This is a genomic window from Devosia sp., assembly GCF_041917035.1.
Classification (GTDB): domain Bacteria; phylum Pseudomonadota; class Alphaproteobacteria; order Rhizobiales; family Devosiaceae; genus Devosia_A.
This window is the reverse complement of the sequence record NZ_JAYRYM010000429.1, coordinates 1-1,839: the sequence shown is the minus strand read 5'-3', so window position 1 is coordinate 1,839 and position 1,839 is coordinate 1. Positions and strand designations below refer to the sequence as shown.

The following is a 1,839-nucleotide window of genomic DNA, read 5'->3' as shown; positions in this document are numbered from 1 at the left end:
GAGTCAGGTCGATGCTGACCGTGATATCCTTGCCGAAGGCGACGCCCGGAATGAAGAGGGCCGTTCCCACGAGAAGCAGGGCGGTGAGCTGGCGCATTTCTGATATACCTTGGTTCATCGTCGTTGCCGGCAGCAGACGCCATGAAGCTGACAGCACACTGAAGCCGGGAACGGCGCGCCTTCAGGCTGCCGTCAGCAATCGGCGGCATGACAATGGCGGAAACGGGGGCCAAGGTGCGCGTGCTGCTGATCGAGGACGACCATGTGCTTGGCGCGGCGATCCGGGATCACATCAACTCGACCGGACACAGTGCCGACTGGATGCAGCGGCTGGACGATGCGCGGCTCGCCCTCGACGCGGTTGCCTATGAGCTGGTCCTGCTCGACCTCAACCTGCCCGACGGCCGCGGTCTCGACCTGCTGCGCCAGCTGCGCGCCGCGGGCAATGCGGTCCCGGTGATCATCACGACCGCGCAGGACCAGGTGGCGATTCGCATCGAGGGCCTCAACTCCGGCGCCGACGACTACCTGGTGAAGCCGTTCGATCTCAGCGAGCTTACCGCCCGCATTGCCGCGGTCGCCCGGCGCTACGCGGCGAGCCCGCTCCCCGGCGTCGAGGTCAATGGCGTCACGGTGGATCTGGGGCGTCGCACGGTCGCGATCGCCGGCGAGCCGGTGCCGCTCACCGCGCGCGAATGGGCCGTGCTCGAGCGCCTGCTGCGCCACCGCGGCGCGATCGTCACTAAGGCCGAGATCGAGGACTCGCTCTATCAGTTCGGTGCCGAGATCGAGAGCAACGCCGTGGAGGTCTATGTGAGCCGGCTGCGCAAGAAGCTCGGGCGCGATTTCGTCACGACCGCCCGCGGCATGGGCTACCAGGTGGCCAGCGGGAAATGAGGCGGTCATCCATCGCCTGGCGGCTGGCCATCGGGCTCTCGCTGATGACGGCGATCCTCTGGCTGGGGGCCGCGGCCATCTCGGGATACGTGGTCTATCGCGAACTCGGCCAGGCGTTCGACCAGTCACTCGAACAGAGCGCCTTTCGCCTGCTGCCGCTGGCCGTGCACCGGCTGCGCGAGCCGGAGGAACACGACGAGGAACTGCGCGTCGGCGGCGAGGACTCCGAGGACGCGTTCTTCTCCTATGCGGTGCTGCGGGCCAACGGTGCCGTCGTCGTCCGCGGCAACGACGTGCCGGACGAAATTCTCGCCGCGGCCGTCGTCGAGGGGTTTTCCGACATCGACGGTCGGCGCGCCTTCGCCCTGACCGATCGGCGCAGCAGCTTCCGCATCGTCGTGTTCGAACGTACCGAGCATCGCGCCGAGGCGCTGGCCGAGAGCATTGGCGGCCTGCTGTGGCCGCTGGCGGCCCTGCTGCCGCTGATCGCGGCCGGCATCTGGTACGCGGTGCGTCTCGCCATGCGGCCGGTCGAGCGGCTCCGTCGCGACGTGGCCAGCCGGGACCGCTCGAACCTCGCCCCGATCGACACAACGGATCAGCCGGTCGAGCTTGCCCCGATCGCCGAGGCCATCGGCGAATTGATCGAACGCCTGCGGGCCGCGCTCGATGCCGAGCGGGCCTTCGCGGCGAGCAGTGCGCACGAGTTGCGCACGCCGATCGCCGGGGCCCTGGCGCAGGTGCAGCGCCTCGCCATCGAATTGGGGGACGGCCGGGACACGGCGCGGCTGCGGGAGATCGAGAAGGCGCTGCGCCACCTTTCGCAACTGTCCGAAAAGCTGCTGCAGCGGGCGCGCCTCGAGGCCGGGTTCGCCCGCTCGGCCCGCTCGCACGATCTGCTGCCGGTGCTGCGCCTCGTCGTGCGGGATGTGCAGTCGCTGT

2 protein-coding genes are annotated in these 1,839 nt (G+C 69.0%); both read left to right on the top strand.

Features of this window, described 5'->3' with window-relative positions; all coding sequences use genetic code 11:
- The first annotated feature begins 234 nt into the window (after positions 1 to 234).
- The gene (locus ACE3TU_RS21965; RefSeq protein WP_374627982.1) at positions 235 to 897 is read left to right on the top strand and encodes a response regulator transcription factor; all 663 of its coding nucleotides are present in this window, start codon (positions 235 to 237) and stop codon (positions 895 to 897) included.
- On the top strand, positions 894 to 1,839 hold a 946-nt coding region (locus ACE3TU_RS21960), incomplete at its 3' end, for a histidine kinase dimerization/phospho-acceptor domain-containing protein (RefSeq protein WP_374627981.1). The genes ACE3TU_RS21965 and ACE3TU_RS21960, both read left to right, overlap by 4 nt.